This window comes from Chryseobacterium sp. 'Rf worker isolate 10', assembly GCF_050753305.1.
Lineage (GTDB): Bacteria > Bacteroidota > Bacteroidia > Flavobacteriales > Weeksellaceae > Chryseobacterium.
The window spans coordinates 508,495-528,115 of sequence record NZ_JBOZOF010000003.1; the positions used below are offsets into that span (position 1 = coordinate 508,495).

Sequence of the window (19,621 nt, forward strand, 5' to 3'; positions counted from 1 at the left end):
GAATCATTTTTTGCAAAGCTTCACATAAAAAAACCGATGGAACAAGTTCCACCGGCTTTTTCGAAATTTGATTATGAAAATAACAACTATATGTTAATGTTGTACTTATTTGTTTGCTTTGTATCTTTTATCCGGAGTACCGTCTTTTTTAAGATGTTTGTTTTCTTTGTATCTCTTATCTGGAGTACCGTCTTTTTTCATTTTGGCAGCTGGTGGTGCAGGCTTTGCTGCTTTTGCGTCTACTGCTGGTTTTGCTGCTTTTACTTCTGCAGGTTTAGCGGCAGTCACTGTGCTTTTTGCGGGATGATGAGGCTGAGCGCTTGTAGCTGGAGCAGTTTGCTGAGCAGTTGCAAGTCCTAATCCAAGGATCAATGACATTGCTGATAAGAATTTTTTCATAAGAATTATTGTTTGTTTTTTGTTGAATAAAGATATACAAAAAGCAGGCTAGAAAAATGAGATTTTCAAACTTAACTAAAGTTTATTACAGCTTAAAAAAAAATTAAAGCACTTCATTTACAATAAAAAAGCCTGTCTTCAAAGGTGAAAACAGGCTTGCATAATATATAAATAGACATGGCTAGCGCGTACAATTGGCTGTCCACGTTTTGCCATCCTTGATGTACAGAATTTTTAAAACATTGTTATCAATTCTGATATAAGAGGTTGCTGTAGAACCTATCATCACCAGAGTATGGTCTCCTTCCTGATTAAATTCTATTCCGTTAAGATCCGGAATACTGTTTGAGAAAGAGAAATTATACTTGGTTCCACTGGCGATCTTTGTTACAAATACACTTCCGTTGTCTGTACTGATATTGGTAGAACTTCCGTCTTTATAAGAAACACTTCCTTTATACGTCCCTGCAAAAAACTCATTGTTTACAGGATCGTCATCCTTACTGCACGACGAAAAAGATAAGGCTGTAAATACCAACAGCATCATCACTCCTAAGATTTTAATTGCTTTTTTCATAATACTATTCTTAATGTTTGGTTAAGCTGGAAATCCCAAACACTATGCCATGGGTAAATAATTGAATTTTTTTAACGGGTTATTAAATAAAATTGTAAAAAATTAAGATTTATAGGCTAATTGATTCATTTTGAATCGAAAAGTCAATGTCGTTTTTAAAGAAAGAAAAAAATATCCGTACCTTTGTATACCCAAAAACGGTTTCGGAAAACTCCCGAAATCGCTTTTGTCGTTTATACCATTACTATTTATGCAATTAAAATCCATCAACGAAAAGTTTCTTCCAGACCTGCTGCAGAAAGAGTTCGGGAAAGAAATTTTTACCCAGTTAGAAAACAGCCAGCATATTGCCGTAAAAGGAAGTGCCGGATCTTCAGTTTCTATTTTTGTGGCTGAGCTTTTTTTGGTTCAAAAGAAAAATATTCTTTATATAGTAGATGATAAAGAGGATGCATTATATGCCAATACAGAAATGGAAGACCTTATTGGTAAGGATAAAGTGCTGTATTTTCCAGCGACTCATCTTGAGCCTTATCAGGTGGAAAAAACACAAAATGCCAATCTGGTTCTAAGAACTGAGGTTCTCAATAAAATCAATTCCGGAAGAGCTCCGAAAGTTATTGTAGCTTATGCCGGAGCTTTGTCTGAAAAGGTTTTGAAAAAAGAAGATTTTAAAGCAATTTCACATCATATAAAAGTAGGTGATCAGCTGGATTTCGATTTTATAGACGAACTTCTTAATCATTATCATTTCCAACAGGCAGATTTTGTTTCAGAACCGGGAGAATTTTCAGTAAGAGGAGGAATTGTAGACGTGTTTTCCTATTCTTACGAAAAGCCTTACAGAATAACGTTTTTTGGTAATGAAGTGGAAAGCATTAAAACCTTTGATATAGAAACTCAGCTTTCTGTAGATAAAGTGAAAGATTTTCAGCTGGTTTCCAATATGAACTTCTCTGTCACCGGCAGCAGAGTGTCATTACTGCAGTTGCTGCCAAATGAAAGTTTTGTAGTTTCTAAGAATGGAATGATTGGTATGCAGAAAATCAGGACATTCTATGAAAAGTCTCTGGAGAAATATGATACTTTAAATAAAGATATTGCCCATAGAACACCGCAGGAGCTTTTTATTTCAGATCAGGAGTTTTTATTTGATTATAAAAAATTTAAGACGATTGATTTTGGTGGAGCGGTTATTGAAGGATTAAAAGAAGTCACAGAAGTCAAAATGGAGCAGGTTCCACAACCTTCTTTCCATAAAAACTTTGAGCTGCTTATTGAAGATATTGAAGAAAAACAAAATAATGGATTTGATACCTGGATTTCCTTTTCAACTGAAAAACAGAAAGAAAGACTGGAATCTATTTTTGAGGAACTGGAACATGAACTTCTTTTTAAAAGTTTTAAATCTGAACTGCATGAAGGTTTCGTAGATAATGGGCATAAATTACTTGTGTACACAGATCACCAGATTTTCGACCGCTATCAGAGATATAAAGCAAAAAATACTTTTGCAAAATCTGAACAGCTTACCCTGAAAGATCTGATGTCTTTGAAGATCGGAGATTATATTGCCCATATTGATCATGGGATCGGGAAGTTTATGGGGCTTGTAAAAGTAAATAATGATGGTAAGATTCAGGAATGTTTTAAACTAACTTATAAAAATGGAGATTTATTATATGTAAGTATTCACTCTTTGCATAAGATCTCGAAATATAATGGGCCGGATGGAAGAGAGGTTGTATTGAGCAAACTCGGTTCCCCAACCTGGAAATCATTAAAACAGAAAACAAAAGCTAAGGTAAAGCAGATTGCTTTTGATCTTATTCAATTATATGCACAGAGAAAAACGGCAAAAGGTTTTGCTTATACACCGGATTCTTATCTGCAAAACGAATTGGAGGCCAGCTTTATCTATGAAGATACACCAGATCAGGAAAAAGCTACCATAGATGTGAAAAATGATATGGAAGCTGATACTGTTATGGACAGGCTTGTTTGTGGTGATGTAGGATTCGGTAAAACGGAAGTTGCGATTCGTGCGGCATTTAAAGCGGCAACAGACGGTAAGCAGGTCGCTGTTTTGGTTCCTACTACTATTCTTGCTTTTCAACATTACAGAAGTTTTAAAGAAAGGTTGAAAGATTTTCCTGTTAATGTTGCTTATGTCAACAGGTTCAGAACTGCTAAGCAAAAATCTGAGACTTTAGATGCTTTAAAGAATGGAAAAGTAGATATTATTATTGGAACGCATCAATTGGCAAGCACTTCAGTGAAGTTCAAGGATCTGGGCTTGCTGATTATTGATGAAGAGCATAAGTTTGGAGTTTCAGTAAAAGATAAGCTGAAAACACTTAAAAATAATGTGGATACCCTTACCCTTACAGCGACTCCTATTCCAAGGACTTTGCAGTTTTCTTTAATGGCAGCAAGGGATTTATCCGTAATTAAAACACCTCCACCCAACAGGCAGCCTGTAGACACCCAATTGATCGGGTTCAATGAAGAAATTCTTCGTGATGCAGTTTCTTACGAACTTCAGAGAGATGGTCAGGTTTATTTTATTAATAACAGAATTGAAAACCTAAAGGATATTGCCGGACTCATTCAGAGATTGGTTCCGGATGCAAGAGTGATCACAGGACATGGGCAGATGGAAGGAAAACAGCTGGAAAAGAATGTACTGGATTTTATGGAAGGGAAATATGATGTTCTTGTTTCCACTACTATTGTAGAAAGTGGAGTAGATGTTCCCAATGCCAATACTATTTTCATCAATGATGCACAAAGATTTGGTATGGCAGACCTTCACCAGATGAGAGGAAGGGTAGGACGTAGTAACAGAAAGGCATTCTGTTACCTGATCACTCCTCCTTATGATATGATGACTTCTGATGCAAGAAAGCGTTTGGAGGCTATTGAGCAGTTTTCTGATTTGGGAAGTGGTTTCCAGATTGCAATGAAAGATCTTGAGATTCGTGGAGCGGGTGACCTTCTGGGCGCTGAACAAAGTGGATTCATCAATGAAATGGGATTTGAAACGTATCAGAAATTAATGCAGGAAGCATTAGAAGAGCTTAAAGATGATGCTGATTTTGAAAACCTTTTCGAAAACGAGGAAGACAGACAGAAGCTTTTCAAATCTGTGAAAGATGTCAATATTGATACTGATCTGGAACTGATGCTTCCGGACTTCTATATTTCAAATACAGAGGAAAGACTGCTGTTGTATCAGAAAATTGCTGAAATCACCAACGAAGCAGATCTTCATCAGTTTGAACTTGAATTGATTGACCGTTTTGGGGCGTTGCCAAAAGAAGCAGTAAACCTGTTGAAGAGTGTTTCACTGAAATGGCTGGCTGCAGATATTGGTTTTGAAAAGATTGTTATGAAAAATGGGGTGTTCCTGGGGTATTTCCCTGGAAACCCTCAGGATAAGTTCTATCAGACTGATAGATTCAGGCATATCATTAATTATTTAACCCGAAACCCTGCTGAAGCTCAGCTTAAAGAGAAGTCCGGAAAAGAAGGTAATCAGCTGATGATGAGGAAGGAAAGGGTGAAGAATGTAGATGAGGTTAATATGCTTCTAAAAGCTATTATTGAGCATAATTAAATTATAAATTTTATTTATTGTAAATAAAATCGTAATAAATATAAAAAGCGCATAGAAATCTTAATTTTTATGCGCTTTTTTTGTGATTGTTATCATGTTTTTATCTGCTAATATTCAAGCTTAAGAGAATTAAGGCCCTTTTGAGGGGTCTGAAGTCACTTTTCAATGATTAAAAATATCCTGTAAATCCCCGAACAGTAAGGGTTTGGGGCATTAATTTGTTTTTATACTATAGGAAAAGTGGAGTTATGTAGTAATAATTCTACTTTTACGTGTGATTAATTCTATTGTGTAATGTGTTTATTTCTATAGGTTTATGAATGTATAACTGGAATTTTTAGGGCTTCATTACGTACCTTTGCAGTCCTTATTATGAAAAAAATTATATATTGCTGCGCGGCTGGATTTCTTTCTTTCTACGCCAACGCACAGGTGGGCATCGGTACTGCAAAACCGAAATCTATTCTAGATGTGAATGGAAAAGCCACCTTAAGAAAAGAACTTAGAGTGGGCGGTACTTCAACTCAGGCTGGAGAAGCTGGGTTAAACGGCCAGGTTTTGGTTTCTCAGGGTGAGGGTTTACCTCCTGTGTGGAAATCTTTGAACGTTTCCTTTATGGAAGAGGGGCAGTATAAGCTGATCAATTCTTATCTGTCGTCGGATCAAGCAGGGGTTACATCTCTTTCTAACGGTATTGCCGGGGATAATATCTACACAAACAAAGTGGGAGACAATGTCTCTGATGCAGCTAAAGGAAACTGGAAGAAGATTAATGGTCTTCAAAATACCTTTACCATCAAAAACGGGAAAAACAGAATCACTTATCAGTTCCAGACAGGGATTGAAATGAAAGCGCAGTCATCTACTGCTATAGAAAGTGTGAGGTTTGCCTGTGGTGTTTTCAGAAATGGATTGTTGGTAGCTGTGCGCCCGGATAGAATTGCTTCTAATAATAACACAGGGAAAAATGGTCTTCAGGATTATATTTTCACCCTTAATTATACCGAACAAAATGTTCCCATAGGAGTTCACAATATTGAAATTGCATGCCGAAAGATTGATACATCAAATTCTACTTCAGAATTTGCAATAGGACGTAATGTACAGACTTCAAGTGGAGTATCCAGTGCATTTACGCTGGAATCTACCATGAAAATGGACGTTATCGAATACGTGAGCTATAAAAACAACTAATGATGAAAAAACTATTATCAACTCTGCTTTTTACTACGGGACTTTTGGCAACCGCTCAAGTAGGTATAAAAACAGATACTCCAAAAGCAAAACTTGACGTAAACGGAGATATCAACTTCAGAAATAAAATTGGTGTTTATAATACTGCTGATAATACGATATTCCAGGGAAATAATGACCAGCTTCTGGTTTCCAGAGGAGAAGGTTTTCCACCCATCTGGAAATCACTTCGTATTCCTGAATATGAACCTAATAAGTTTTATTTGATTTACAACAACTCTTTTTCAGATAAAGTTGGGACTTCATTTACATCCTCTGATGATTCTACTGTGGCTTTCTCTTCAAGAGGAGCAACTTTTACGAAAGGAAAAGAATTGAGTACGCTTTCGAATTTTAAAAAAATAGATGGTCTCTCAAAGACGATCAGCGTATTCAGTTCTCAAAGTAAAGCTTACTTTCAATTTGAAACAGTGGTTCAGGCAGACTTTGGAGCAGTAGGTACAGCGGCAGATACTTCAATAGATTATGCTTGTGGTATTTTTGTAGACGGTAAACTAGTGAATCTGAGACAAAGAAATTTAAAGGCGATTACCACTTCATATCCTTTTCTTACTCATACCCAGATCGGGATTGTAGATAATCTTGCTACAGGAAATCATTCCGTAGATGTTGCCTGTACAAGATTAGGATCTTATGGAGCTTCTAGCAACACCCTTACGATAGGAACTAATGTATATACTAATATTAATGGATTTATCTCACAGTCTTCTCTTAAGGTAGATGTATATGAAGTTCCTCAAGTGTTTAACAACATTATAAACTAAGCAGATCATGAAAAAAATACTATTTGTAACATCACTTCTGTTAACTGTTTTCGCAACCGCACAAGTGGGTATTAATACTCCAAATCCAACTAATATGCTGGATGTGAATGGAGATCTGAATGTCAGAAAAGAATTAAGAACAGGAGGTACAGATGTACTGAAAGGATCTGCAGGAACAGCAGGTGATATTTTGCATAATAATACAGACTTAAATATCAATGACTGGAAAACGATAAAAATTGCTGACGGGCAGGGAAGTATGTCTGTGTTTTCCATTAATACGGTTTCAGATAAGACCGGAGTGAGCTTTTCCGGGAATAATGGTTCAACAAACCCTTATAATGAAGGAGCAGCTCTGACAACAGACTGGTCTGTACTGACAGGAACGATGGATAGTTTTTCCGTTACTAATCAAACGAATAAAGCTACTTTTTCGTTTCAAACAACTGTACAAAAAACGGGAGCCAGTTCTGCCAGCTTTGCTTGTGGGGTATTTGTAGATGATCAGTTGAAAGCGGTAAGAACAGACGTTTTGCTTGGGGATCCCGGAGCCTATAAAATCTTTAATCTGAATGCAACGCTTACTAATCTTACCCCTAAAAATGATTATAAAGTGAAAGTAGCCTGTACAAAAAGAGCAATTTCAGGGTCAACACTTGGAGTAGGAACGGCAGTGAATACTACTTTCCTCAATAGTGACATGTCACAATCTGTTTTGACAACATCTATATTGCAGCCTTATTAATTTTCATCATAAGACAATAATTATAAATCTAAAAACGTTATGTTTTTAGGTTTTTTTTGTTGATTAACTCTATTTCTTGTGAATTTGTTCATATAAATTAAAGTGTATTATCGAAAATTGAATTATATTTGGACAAGCTAAAAAAATTCTATATGGTAAAAAACTATTTTCTTAAAATGTTTGCCGGTATTGCTTTTCTTGGGCTGCTGACAGCATGTAATACTACTTCAGATCCTACAGAATCCATTCCGAATCCGGATGATGGGCCACCTCCTAAAAGAGTTTTAGCAAAGGTTAGTTCCAATAATGTTTCTCAGGAAGAATATACTACAATGGCAGTAACCGGAGATTTACAGACTTCGTTATCAAAAGATGAATTTGCTGCCGGGAGTGCTTATTTTACAGGAACCATAACATATACCAACAAGAATATTACTAAAGTTAAATATGTAAGTTCTGCGGCATCCAGCCTTGTTTATGAATTTAATATTGTTCCGGATGCTACAGGTAAAAAGATTTACAATGCAACTTCTACTGCAACAGGAGCTACTCCATCTGTATCTGTAGTAAGTGACTATGCATTTACCTATGATTCTGTAACAAGTAAGCTTACCAAAATTCTTGAGAAAAGAAAAGAAGGAGGAATCAGTGCTTATAACAGATTTATAGACTATAGTTTTGTATATAACGGAAACAATGTTATTCAGGTTGTTTGCTCTAAAGGATTATTGGATATCAACGGAAACCCGAATATGACAACAGCAGTAGTAAGCAAGTATAGCTTTCAAAACTATGATGCTCAGAAAAGCCCTTATTCTACGCTTCCATCAGTCTATTTCATTACACGAAGTCTGATGAGTCCGGTGAATTTCTACAAAATATCTCCTAACAATCCTACTTCAATGTTCATAGAATTGCCTTCGCCGGCCACTCCTGTTAATACAGCTCAGAGTTATTCTTATGATAATCAGGGGTATGTGGTAGTTGAGAAAAACCAGAATATGACTTTTACCTATAAAAATTTATAGGAGAAATATTGTCATTAATCTTACCAGAATATAAATAATAATACAATTTTTAGGCAAAAAAAAATTATATTTGTCAAAAAAATAATCAATTACAAGGAAATGAAACAAATTTTCTATTTTATTTTACTAATCGCAGGTTTTTCCTCAATACATTCCTGCAAGAGTTTACTGGATGAGGATGGGAATCCATTGTTGGATCTTAACAATACAAACGGATTAAGCGGTCCGAGAGCATTATACAGAGAAATTACGGATGAAGATACTATCGCAGAATATCAGTACAGCGGACTTCTTGTGACTAAAGTAATCACAGACAGTGCTTCAATAACTAATATTATGTACAGTGGTGATAAAATCAGCCAGATTAATTTTAATGGTTTCCTAGATTTAGATGATGATGGAGAGCTTGATAAAGATAGTATCTCTTATACTCAGCTATTTACTTATGGAAATGGAGGCAGATTGGATAAAATTTCTGAAAATCGTTCTATTTTTAGAAGACCGCCACCCGTTCCACCAGCAACAACCCCAGGCCCGCAGACTCTTTTAGGAAAAGAAAAAAAACAGTATGAATTTAAATATGTTGCTGCTTCAGCAAAGCTTGATTCTATAATAGGAAAGAGTGGTATTGATGTTGCCGGAACTCAATTTAAATTTACTGAATATTCGAGAACAGGTTTTACCTATATTGGAGATAATATTTCTAGAGCTGTAAACTTTATTGGGCAGCTGACTGGTGCTAATGGTGATGTTTTTCAACCACCTGTTGAAAAGTACGGTTTTGATTTTTATGCTTATGATAATCAGATCAGTCCTTTCACACTATTGCCAACAGCGTATAAAATTTCAAGAATTATATCTACAAATAATTATGGTGAAAGCCATCTTTTTTCACCTAATAACCCGAAGAGAGTATCATTAACAGATCTTACGACTCCTATCCCAACTCCAATTGTATTGAGTACCAATTACGTTTATGATCCTCAGACTTATATGACAAAAGGATATGGCGTTAATTACATCTATAAACCACAATAGAAGAATTTTTTAACAATATTCAAACTCAATCTTTCCTAAGATTGAGTTTTTTATTTTTTATCCCTTAATTTTGCAAAAAATTTCTGATGAAATATTTAATTGTCGGGCTTGGTAACAAAGGCTCAGAATATGAAAATACACGACATAATATAGGCTTTAAAGTAGCCGAGAAAATAGCAGAAACCCTTGAAGTATCATTCAATACCTCCAACTTTGGGTGGCTGGCAGAAGGAAAACATAAAGGAAGAAAGGTTTTTATCCTTAAGCCGGATACCTACATGAATCTTTCCGGAAATGCAGTGAAATACTGGATGCAGAAAGAAAATATTCCTTTGGAGAATGTCCTGATCGTTACAGATGATCTTGCTCTCCCTTTCGGAACATTAAGATTGAAAGGAAAAGGGTCTGATGCAGGGCATAATGGTCTTAAAAATATCAATGAAGTATTGCAGACTCAAAATTATGCAAGACTGCGTTTTGGGATCTCTGCAGATTTTTCTGCCGGAAGACAGGTAGATTATGTATTGGGAACATGGAATGAAGAAGAATCAGAAAAGCTTACGGAAAGAATTGAAACCTTTGCTAAGGCGAGCCTTTCTTTTGTATTTGCAGGATTGAATAATACAATGTCTGCTTTTAACGGGAAATAGAAAAACAGATAATAGATTCCATATGGTAGGTAATCAGGGAGGCTGAACATTTTTATATGGATCTAAATCATGATAAAAAATAAATGCCACCGAATTTCGGTGGCATTTTCTGTAAATTATAATTGAAATTTAATGAGTTTTACTTCTTATAACCACGTTACAGCACCTGTTTCAACATCATAATTGGCTCCAACAATTTTAATTTTACCTTCTGCTTCAAGGTTGTTAAGCGTTGAGCTTTGTTTACGGATGTCTTCAATAGCACTTTTTACATTTTGCTGGTTAAGTCTTTCCAGAAGAGAACTGTTTTTTGATGAACGCTCTTCATTTTCTTCAATGATATCATTGATAATAGGGTTGAAATGATTGATCAGGTGGTTCAGGTTATCCATTCCCAATCCTTCAATTTGCGCCGCGTCAAGACCTCCTTTCAATGCTCCGCATTTCGTGTGTCCTAAAACTACAATAAGTTTGGAACCGGCTACATTACAACCAAATTCCATAGATCCAAGAATGTCCTGATTGACAAAATTACCGGCAATTCTGATACTGAAAACGTCTCCTAATCCCTGGTCAAAGATAAGCTCTGCAGAAGTACGGCTGTCTATACAGCTTAAAACTACGGCAAACGGCCATTGTCCCTCACGGGTAGCATTCACTTGCTCAAGAAGATCTCTGTTGGCTTTAAGATTGTTTACAAATCTCTGGTTTCCTTCTTTTAAGAATTCCAATGCTTTTTCAGGAGTGATAGTAGACTGTGTTTCGTATGTATGTGCTTTCATATTATTTATTATTTTCGAATTTAAAGTTAAAAAAATTAATTGATGATTGAAATTACATGGCTCTTTTATGCGTAACTAAAATATGGGAGTCCTCGCTTCTTTCGTAATCTCGGTATGAAGTTTTGAAGCCTAAAAGTTCAACATTGATATCCTGTTCCTTTGCACGGATATTGGCAAATTCCTGAATCATTTCCAGTACATCGGTTGCAATGTAGGACGTGTTTCTGGCATCAATAATAACCGTTGAACTTGGTTTTATGTTTTTAAGTGTTTTTTTGATCGCTGCTTTATTTAAAAATGAAACTTCTTCAGCCAGCTTTATATTGATCCCGTCAGCATCATCCAGTCTCTCCCTGCTCAGATAATAAGCTCTTTTCATATTTCCCTGAAGAATATAGAAAACAGAGATGGCAAGACCAATTCCTACTCCTTTTAGTAAATCTGTTGCCACTACAGCAGCAACTGTTGCTACAAATGGTATAAACTGGAATTTTCCTAAATGCCAGAAATGCTTGAATGTAGCCGGCTTTGCCAATTTATATCCCACTAAAATTAATACCGCCGCCAAAGTAGCCAAAGGAATTAAATTTAAAATAACAGGAATAGAAAGTACACAGATCAATAAAAATATCCCGTGAATAATACTTGACATTTTAGAGGTTGCTCCCGCATTGGCATTGGCAGAACTTCTTACTACTACAGACGTCATTGGAAGACCGCCAATAAAAGAACTGATAAGATTCCCTATTCCCTGTGCTTTCAACTCAAGATTGGTATCTGTAATTCTTTTTTGTCTGTCTAATCTGTCTGATGCTTCAATACAAAGAAGCGTCTCAATGGAAGCTACAATAGCAATTGTTGCTCCTACGATCCAGACTTTAGGATTGGTAAAACCATTAAAATCAGGAGTGGTGATCAGATTTTTAAAATCATCAAAAGTCTGTGGAACCGGTAATGAAACCAAATGTTGGGTTTGGATCGCCAGAGAGCTTCCGGATATCTTAAAGAGTTGGTTCAAAAGGATACTTACAATTACTGCGACCAATGCTCCAGGAAGCATTTTCATCCTTTTCAGTACGTGGATTTTGTCCCATGCAATAAGAATTGCTACGGAAATCAAAGTAATAACGATAGCTCCCGGATGGATAGCTCCAAATAATTCTGTAAAATATCCGAAGTTCAGGCCGTTATCAAAAATAGATTCATGGCCTTCATAATCTTTATCGAATCCTAATGCATGCGGAATCTGTTTTAAAATAATAATGATTCCTATGGCAGCAAGCATTCCTTCAATTACGTTATTCGGGAAATAGTTGGAAATACTTCCGGCTCTTACAAATCCTAAAACCAATTGGATAAGCCCTGCAATGATCCCTGCACAAAGGAAAAGTTCAAATGCGCCAAGATCTGTTATGGCTGTTAAAACGATCGCTGTTAAACCCGCTGCAGGTCCGGAAACTGAAATATTTGAATTACTGATTGTTCCTACTACCAGGCCGCCTACAATACCGGAAATAATACCGGACAATGGGGGAGCACCTGATGCTAAAGCAATTCCTAAACACAGCGGAAGTGCTACTAAAAATACCACGAGTCCTGAAGGAAAATTCTCCTTGATTCCTCCTATTAATGATGTCTTTTTCATAATGTGAAGCTGTAAGATATAACCGGCCTATTTGTTTTTAAATAAGTCAATTATAAAAAGTTGAAAAAAAATTAATTTTAAATACGGGCGTATCCGATATCAAAAAATGATATGGAAATGGTATCAAAAAAATCTAACTATAGGAGTTACGCTTCCGGAGGAGGAGAAAATATAGTAAGTAAAGGTGAAAGATGAAAAGAATCATCAATCAGTACAAAAGACACGCCCTGAACGTCAGGCTCGGAAAACTTCAGATAATCGAATACATCCAAAGGTTTCGGAATGGTCTTTTCGTAAACAATAAATGAGGACGGGTGAGAATGTGGTTCTTCTTCATTGATTATGATATTCGTTCTCGCAATATCCCAGCCCGCTACCGCAGCTATGCCTGGCAGCGCTGTAAAATTCAGAAAAAACGTTAATACAATAATACTCCAGAATTTCATTTTACATTCTTTTTAGAAAAACTATTTGGTCTTTCTGCTCATTACCCAATCAGAACTTGTAAGGTTGTAGATCTTTTGAATGTCTTTTAAGATTTTCTCAAAATCAATCTCCAGATCAATGATTTTACCTGTTCTAAGGTCAAATACCCAGCCGTGTACAACAGGACGCTCTTCCAAAATGTATCTTTCCTGTACACAGGCCATTTTGATTACGTTGATGCACTGCTCCTGAACATTAAGCTCTACAAGTCTGTCATAACGCTTGTTTTCGTCCTGAATAGAATCCAGCTCTGCCTGATGCAGTCTGTAAACATCACGGATGTTTCTCAGCCAAGGATTCAGTAATCCAAGATCCTGAGGGGTCATCGCTGCTTTTACACCACCGCAGTTGTAATGTCCGCACACAATAATGTGGTTTACTTTCAGATGTTCTACAGCATATTGAATAACCGCTGTGGAACTCATATCTAAAGTATTGACAACATTAGCAATGTTTCTGTGAACAAATACTTCTCCGGGTTTTGCTCCCATCAACTCTTCTGCAGTTGCTCTGCTGTCCGAGCATCCTATGTAAAGGAATTCCGGATGCTGAGTTTTTGCAAGTTCCTGAAAGAAGTTAGGATCTTCAGCTACTTTGGACTCTACCCATCTTTTGTTGTTTTCAAAAATAACCTCGTACGATTGTGACATAATTTTAAATTTTTAAAAGTTTATAATTATTTATTTCGTTTAAATTATTTTCAAAATCAATAGACTAAATCAATAATTGTGCAAAAATATACTTTTTGTTAAAAAATCAATCACTTTTAACAAAGTTTAATATTAAAATATGCTTAAAATCATATGTAATATCCCGTAATTCTTCGTATTGCAACTATTGGGTTCTCTATGGTAATCCAAACGTTTAAAAAACTATGATAAAATTACGAAGTATAAATTAGAATTTTAGATTTGTGAATTAAAATATTCTTAATTATTTATCCATTTTTATATTTGTTAGGTAATAGTTATTAAAAAACTATTTCATTATATAAAAAATGAATAATTTAAAGGTCAATTAATGTATTCATAGAATGTCTGATTTTGGGCTTCAATCTTTACCATCCTTATTTTATCTGGCAGGAATTTTTATTGCCTGTTTTTCTTCTCTTCTGATTATAGGAAAACGCAAGAAAATAGTCGCAGACTATGTTTTGGCCGCATGGTTCCTGATTATAGGAATACATCTGATATTATTTATCCTGTTTTTTTCTGGCAGTTATGTGACATTTCCTTATTTCCTGGGATTAGAAGTTATCTTTCCTTTTATTCATGGGCCGATGTTGTATTTGTATGTTCTGTGTGTTACAGGAAGAAATCCAGGCTGGAAGATAGGGTTACTGCATGGTATTCCTGTTTTGATTATCTGCCTGCTGTTATCGCGACTTTTCATGTTGTCTCCCTGGGAAAAACTTGCTGTTTATCAGAGCGGAAATAATGGGTATCAATTATTAAGTAAGGTGATCAAATATCTCATGATCTTATCAGGAATAGTATATGTTGTTTTAAGTCTCTTTGCTGTTAAAAAATATACGAAAGGGATATCAGATCAATATTCCAATACTGAGAAAATGAATCTGAACTGGCTGTATTATCTAATTGCCGGGATCGCTTTGATATGGATTGCGGTGATTATTAGAAATGACATTCTTATTTTTTCCATGGTCGTTCTTTTTATCATAGTGGCAGCTTACTTTGGAATCAGCCGTGTGGGAATTCTTGACATACCAGTTGTTCATGAAACAGCAGTTGAGGAAAGGGAGGATCATGAAGTCGTAAAATATCAGAGAAATTCTCCTGGAGATGAGGCTGTACAAACTATTTATAAAAGGCTTAAGTATAAAATGGTACATGAAGAACTCTACAAAGATCCGGAACTTAATCTTAACAATATTGCAAAATTATTAGATGTTCATCCTAATCTTCTGTCTCAGGTTATTAATTCTATGGAGCATAAAAACTTTTATGATTATATCAACAGACAGCGTATAGAAGCGTTTAAACGTACCGTTGTTCTTCCGGAAAATCAAAAATACACGATTCTTTCATTGGCATTTGAATGTGGGTTTAATTCTAAAACCTCTTTTAACAGAAATTTTAAAAAGTACATGAATTGTTCACCAACAGAGTTTGTAAAAAACCAAAGCATTCATATGGAATAACTTATTACGGATATTTTAATAGTTTCATATTAAGTGTTTTATTATTAGTTATTTGTAAATAGGTGCCACCTTTCATTTTGGAACAATTGAGGCTTTCATAATGCTCATTTTTACAGAAAATTAAATTGGAAATTATGAAAAAGCTACTGTTTGTAATTATGTGTGTGTTGGCATTACTTATAGGATTATATCCTTTTATTTATGCTTTTGTAGAGCATAAATATACCTTTTTGGGTTCAAAACCTTCAGAAGTACTCCATAATGTAATCTGGAAGTCAGCTTTTTTTTCTCATATTATTTTCGGCGGACTGGCACTTTTTATTGGATGGAGTCAGTTTAGTGTTTCATTCCGTAATAAAAATATCAGAATACACAGGTTTACAGGCAGGCTTTATGTAATTGCGGTGATGATAAGTTCTGTTTCAGCTGTCTATATGGGGTTTTATGCGAATGGGGGATTTATATCAGCAACAGGATTTATCTGTTTGGGAGTAATCTGGCTGGCGACAACTCTTGCCGCTGTTATGCAGATAAGAAGAAGGAATATCATTAAACATCAGCAATTCATGACCTACAGTTATGCCTGTACCTTTGCCGCAGTCACATTAAGAGTATGGTATCCTTTACTGAAAATGATGATGGGAAATGCAGAAAGCTCTTATATTGCAGTAGCATGGTTATGCTGGGTTCCCAATCTATTAATTGCCTATTTTATTAATAGAAAAGCAGCCGGAATATAAGAGCCTATCATTTTTATGATAACAAAGAAAGTATTTTACTCGGGAAGTTTATCATACTCTGTGCTCTTCATTTCTAAGTTGAGATACTTATTACCTTCATTTTTATAGTGCTGAGGTGGTTCAAGACCCATATATTTCATAATAAGCGGATAGATATAAGTGGTTTGAGTCCTTTTAGTTTCGTGTCCGGTAATTCTGTAGTTTGCCGGTACCTTGTCACCATACCACACAAAGAACGGTACCTGCGTAGATTCTTTAGAGTCTACGTGGAGTAATTTATCTCCCCGTATTTTAAGTCCGTGATCGGATGCATAGATTACCACAGAATTTGTGTTTTTCAATGTGCTGAAAATATTTTTGAAGACAGAATCGGTATATTTTATAGAGCTGTCATAGCAGTCCATCCCTTCAGAATTCCAGTTAGGAGGAAGTCTGTTACACGGATTTGGATGGCTTCCCATGATGTGGAGGATTATAAATTTATCTTCTTTCTTTTGAATAGCATTTTTTAGCTCAGGAACAATAACTTCATCAAATCCATTGACCCATTTTTTGTTTTTGGACATGGAAGCTATAGCGGTTATTCCTCTTGCGCTAGCCTGTGTACTAATCCAGAAAGAATTGTATCCACTTTGATTGGCAAGATTGATAATGTTATAGGAAAGTTTATCATAACTATATCTGAATTCATCCGGATGAATGCTTGATAACATCAGAGGAACGCTCAGGTTTGTGATCCCTGCAGGAGAAACGGCATTATCGAAAATCATCATATTCCCGGCCTGCTCATCTGTATAAGGGGTTGTTTTTTTATTGTAGCCATACAATGACATATTTTGCTTTCTTTCAGATTCTCCGATGATCAAAATTACATTTTCTATGCCCGGCTGTATTTTTTTGATATTGAAAACAGGAACATTCTTTGTGAGGGCATTGATATCTTCCTGAATATCTTGTGCAATACGGAAATCAGTATAATGATAGTATACATTTTTAATCATGCTTCCTCCACCTTTATTACTGACATATCTATGTTTGAGGAAAAAAATGAATGGCATGATAAGCCACAATAATGCAATAAAGATAAACTTGAAATTGAAAGTAACTACGCTTTTTCTCAAATAGTTGATCGTATATAGCAATATCCCCAAAAATAGTAAACATAAAATACCGGGTAGGATAAACATATAAGACATACTCATAGCCTCGTTCACATTAGACTCTACAATACTTATAGCCATTCCTATATTGAATCCGGAATGATAAATAAGAAAGCAGGAAGCTGAAATAAGAAAGTTAAGACTCAATAATACGCATAGAATAACAGCAATAATGGATGTATACTTATTTTTAAAGAGAAATGCATTGAATACAAGAAATGAACAAAACATAATTCCATATTCAAAAAAATTTCGGATACTATCTAGTTTATCAGGACCAAATAAATTATCGTATATAAAAGGAAATGAAAGGAGTAACCCTGTGAGGTAAAGTATGATGAGAAGAATTAGAAGTATTTTTTTAAACATGGCTGAAATGTTTCAATGCTGTTAAATAGTTTTGAAGTAGTCTTTCTAAAAAGTTTTCTAAAGGACAGAGAAATATCAGAATTATGTACTCTATAAAAAAATTAATACCATATAATCATGGCATTTGTCCAATAAGAAAAGTTTTGAAGGAGATATTGTTACAGTTTTTGTGACAGAATACTATGTTGGTGTCATTTTTAGACTATAACTGTACAGCTATGTGATGGGAATGTAGAACGTGTTTTTTCATCAAAAATAATTTTAAAAAATTAATAATATGCCTGAAATTGTGTTTTTAATATTAAGCGATTTTTTTCAGAACAAAAGTTAGGGAGTAATTTTCGCTATTCGATTGATAGAATACGCTATTTTTATATAAAATTAAATAGTTGTGTTATTATTTTTATAATCAAATAATGTATTCCTTGCAAAACTAAATAAAACCACTGATAAATACAAGTAGAATTTTTACTATAACTGTGATTTGCTATACTTTACGGTTAATATAATCCTTGGTAGCATTCTCGGTTGGGATTATTTTTGCGGGATTGCCTATGACCACAGAATTAGAGGGTACATCAAAGTTGACATAAGAATTAGGAACAATCAATACATTATTTCCAATCGTAATAGCACCTACAATGACAGCATTGGTTCCTATCCAGACTTCATCACCAATAACGGGAGAACCTTCATTTTGTCCACGGTTTTGCTGACCAATTGTAACGCCCTGTGCAATATTGCAATTCTTTCCAATAATTGTTTTAGGATTGATAACAAGACTTCCCCAATGCCCAAGATAAAATCCTTCCCCAATATTGGTTTCAGGATAAATCTGGAATCCATATTTGATTTGATAATGCCTCAGGACAATTCTCCAGAAAGTATTCAGAACAGATGTTTTCTGGTATTTCTGAGCCATTCTTAAGACATAGATAAAATGAAGATTAGGGTTAATACATTTTTTCCAGATCTGAAATGTTGAAAGCCATTTTCCGCTTTCCCGGTAAAAGTCTTTTTGAATGATAGAATAATCAGCCATTGTCAATGTTTTTATGCTTCATCAATTATTTTCTGAAGATGTTCCACAGATTTTTCCAATACAAACGGTAGTTCTGTTTGTGAAATCTGTTTTTTGTATTCCTCAGTGATATTTTTATCAGTAAGAAACTTTTTCATTCCTTCATATATTCCTTCTTCGGAATTTTCTGTGATATTTCCCAGTTTTCCATCTTGCAGAAGGTCTTTGATGCCAGAAATATCCGTTGCAGAAATTGGTTTGTTAAGAATAAGTGCTTCAGCAATGATTGTAGGGAATCCCTCATGCCGGGAAGACATAATATAAAAGTCTGCCTTTTTCATGTAAGGATACGGGTTACTGCTAAAGCCAAGCATTTTTGCGGTATCCTGAAGTCCTAACGTATTGAGCTGATTCTGAATAGTCTCAAAGTCATAGCCGTCACCGATGATTAGCAATTGATGTTCGAATCCTTCATCTATCAATTTTTTATGAACATTCAATAACCTGTCATACCCTTTCTGCGGATATACGGTTCCTACAGTTACAAAAGTGGGAAGGTCACTACTGAAAGGATAGTCGTTGATTTCAACATCAGCTTTTTTTAAAGTATCATTTTTATCTATTGGATTGAAGATTTTAACCACGTTTTGTTTCTCCTGATCATTCTCTGCAATCTTTAGCATTTCCTCTTTCAGTTTATCGGAAATTACCAGTATTCTATCGAATTTAAAAAGCTGTCTGATTACATCGTGTGTATATTCTTTCAGATTAAAAATGTCATTCTGAATCCAGATTATTTTTTTTGAATCCTTTTGCGGACTGGAAAGCAGCTCTTTGTACATCCCATGAATAGCCGCTATTTCCACATCATATTTTTTGTTTTTCAAAACAAACCTGTAAAGAAGTGAAGGAAACCATAAAAACATTTTCTGATACAGTACCCTGAATGCTTTCACCGGAATTTCATGAGGTCTGTTGGTGGTAATCATTTCTCCCTTAAGTAAATAATGCAGATTGACCCATGACGGAATTTCCTTGATATACATTCCCGTATACAGATTGATTAGAAGATCTATTTCATATTTATCCTCTGGAAGGTTTTTGAGAAAGTTGACAAGAACTTTTTCTGCACCGCCATGGCGAAGGGAACCGATACGTATAAGAATTTTTTTCTTCAAAGGAG

Annotated in this window: 18 protein-coding genes; 9 read left to right on the top strand and 9 right to left on the bottom strand. The window is 35.2% G+C overall.

What is annotated here, in order from left to right; translation table 11 throughout:
• Nucleotides 1–105: 105 nt before the first annotated feature.
• Complete coding sequence (locus LKL37_RS16665) at nt 106–399, bottom strand: hypothetical protein (protein ID WP_431611617.1); 294 nt, start codon at nt 397–399, stop codon at nt 106–108.
• 181 nt (nt 400–580) lie between these two features.
• The gene (locus LKL37_RS16670) at nt 581–976 is read right to left on the bottom strand and encodes a hypothetical protein (protein WP_431611618.1); all 396 of its coding nucleotides are present in this window, start codon (nt 974–976) and stop codon (nt 581–583) included.
• Between the two features lie 250 nt (nt 977–1,226).
• Between LKL37_RS16670 and mfd the strand changes: the two genes are divergently transcribed.
• From mfd to pth, 7 genes are all read left to right on the top strand, one after another.
• The gene (mfd, locus tag LKL37_RS16675; RefSeq protein WP_431611619.1) at nt 1,227–4,595 is read left to right on the top strand and encodes a transcription-repair coupling factor; all 3,369 of its coding nucleotides are present in this window, start codon (nt 1,227–1,229) and stop codon (nt 4,593–4,595) included.
• A 372-nt stretch (nt 4,596–4,967) separates the two neighbouring features.
• Entirely contained in the window at nt 4,968–5,789 is an 822-nt protein-coding gene (locus LKL37_RS16680) for a hypothetical protein (protein WP_431611620.1), read from the top strand.
• Between the two features lie 2 nt (nt 5,790–5,791).
• Nucleotides 5,792–6,613, top strand: a complete 822-nt coding sequence (locus LKL37_RS16685) for a hypothetical protein (RefSeq protein WP_431611621.1) — start codon at nt 5,792–5,794, stop codon at nt 6,611–6,613.
• A 7-nt stretch (nt 6,614–6,620) separates the two neighbouring features.
• Nucleotides 6,621–7,358 (top strand): hypothetical protein, encoded by a 738-nt coding sequence (locus LKL37_RS16690; protein ID WP_431611622.1) that lies wholly within the window; start codon nt 6,621–6,623, stop codon nt 7,356–7,358.
• A 152-nt stretch (nt 7,359–7,510) separates the two neighbouring features.
• Complete coding sequence (locus LKL37_RS16695; protein ID WP_431611624.1) at nt 7,511–8,386, top strand: hypothetical protein; 876 nt, start codon at nt 7,511–7,513, stop codon at nt 8,384–8,386.
• Between the two features lie 99 nt (nt 8,387–8,485).
• Complete coding sequence (locus tag LKL37_RS16700; protein ID WP_431611625.1) at nt 8,486–9,424, top strand: hypothetical protein; 939 nt, start codon at nt 8,486–8,488, stop codon at nt 9,422–9,424.
• Between the two features lie 86 nt (nt 9,425–9,510).
• A complete protein-coding gene (pth, locus tag LKL37_RS16705) occupies nt 9,511–10,074 on the top strand; it encodes an aminoacyl-tRNA hydrolase (protein ID WP_431611626.1) in 564 nt (187 codons plus the stop codon).
• Nucleotides 10,075–10,220: 146 nt separating this feature from the next.
• Here the strand turns inward: pth and LKL37_RS16710 are convergent, their stop codons facing one another.
• From LKL37_RS16710 to LKL37_RS16725, 4 genes are all read right to left on the bottom strand, one after another.
• Entirely contained in the window at nt 10,221–10,856 is a 636-nt protein-coding gene (locus tag LKL37_RS16710; protein ID WP_431611627.1) for a carbonic anhydrase, read from the bottom strand.
• A gap of 52 nt (nt 10,857–10,908) precedes the next feature.
• Nucleotides 10,909–12,501 carry a SulP family inorganic anion transporter gene (locus tag LKL37_RS16715; RefSeq protein ID WP_431611629.1) on the bottom strand — a complete coding sequence of 531 codons (1,593 nt, stop codon included), beginning with the start codon at nt 12,499–12,501 and terminating at the stop codon, nt 10,909–10,911.
• 146 nt (nt 12,502–12,647) lie between these two features.
• Entirely contained in the window at nt 12,648–12,947 is a 300-nt protein-coding gene (locus LKL37_RS16720; protein ID WP_047427346.1) for a hypothetical protein, read from the bottom strand.
• 21 nt (nt 12,948–12,968) lie between these two features.
• A complete protein-coding gene (locus LKL37_RS16725) occupies nt 12,969–13,637 on the bottom strand; it encodes a carbonic anhydrase (protein WP_431611630.1) in 669 nt (222 codons plus the stop codon).
• A 383-nt stretch (nt 13,638–14,020) separates the two neighbouring features.
• Between LKL37_RS16725 and LKL37_RS16730 the strand changes: the two genes are divergently transcribed.
• Nucleotides 14,021–15,148, top strand: a complete 1,128-nt coding sequence (locus tag LKL37_RS16730; RefSeq protein ID WP_431611631.1) for a helix-turn-helix domain-containing protein — start codon at nt 14,021–14,023, stop codon at nt 15,146–15,148.
• 134 nt (nt 15,149–15,282) lie between these two features.
• Complete coding sequence (locus LKL37_RS16735; RefSeq protein ID WP_431611632.1) at nt 15,283–15,888, top strand: DUF2306 domain-containing protein; 606 nt, start codon at nt 15,283–15,285, stop codon at nt 15,886–15,888.
• Nucleotides 15,889–15,923: 35 nt separating this feature from the next.
• Here the strand turns inward: LKL37_RS16735 and LKL37_RS16740 are convergent, their stop codons facing one another.
• From LKL37_RS16740 to LKL37_RS16750, 3 genes are all read right to left on the bottom strand, one after another.
• Complete coding sequence (locus LKL37_RS16740; RefSeq protein WP_431611633.1) at nt 15,924–17,279, bottom strand: phosphoethanolamine transferase; 1,356 nt, start codon at nt 17,277–17,279, stop codon at nt 15,924–15,926.
• 625 nt (nt 17,280–17,904) lie between these two features.
• Nucleotides 17,905–18,459: a serine O-acetyltransferase gene (locus LKL37_RS16745; RefSeq protein WP_431611634.1), complete on the bottom strand. Its 555-nt coding sequence runs from the start codon at nt 18,457–18,459 to the stop codon at nt 17,905–17,907.
• Between the two features lie 11 nt (nt 18,460–18,470).
• Nucleotides 18,471–19,616, bottom strand: coding sequence for a glycosyltransferase (locus tag LKL37_RS16750; RefSeq protein ID WP_431611635.1), 1,146 nt, complete (start codon nt 19,614–19,616; stop codon nt 18,471–18,473).
• Nucleotides 19,617–19,621: the final 5 nt, after the last annotated feature.